Source organism: Corynebacterium sp. UMB8791 (genome assembly GCF_054166365.1).
In genome coordinates, this window is record NZ_JBSZCG010000182.1 from 1 (window position 1) to 441 (window position 441).

1 protein-coding gene is annotated in these 441 nt (G+C 53.5%); it reads left to right on the forward strand.

Annotated features, from left to right (window positions below; all coding sequences use genetic code 11):
• A partial coding sequence (locus tag ACXIUA_RS11685; protein WP_457976921.1) for a hypothetical protein occupies positions 1-207 on the forward strand: 207 nt, incomplete at its 5' end.
• Between the last annotated feature and the right edge of the window lie 234 nt (positions 208-441).

Sequence of the window (441 nt, forward strand, 5' to 3'; positions counted from 1 at the left end):
ATGGATTGGGAACTAACTAATATTCCTCTGACTGTAGAGCAGTTGGAGGCGCTACCTAACGATGCGGTCGTTCTCGACCTCGATAACGACGCATGGCAGAAGTACGAAGACGAATGGTACGCGTTCGGGGAAGATCCCCTTATCTCTGAGAGGCTGCACTACCTGTACGCGCCAGACCAGGTTCTTTGGGGAGGCTCTGTTGGATAATTCGATTCCCTTCTACCGGCCAGAAGAGCCGGAAGGGTACAAATACCGCTCGGACAGCGAGGCCATCGATCAGGCTATGGAGAAGTTCCAGACCGCCTAGCACGCTAGACGTTCTGGACGAGATTAAGGACTTCCTGGTGGGCTGCAAGCCCCCGGAACCTGTCGAAACAGGCGAAGAACTCCAGCAACTATCACTGATTGATGCGTGCATGGACAGGATTAAGGAGATCGAAG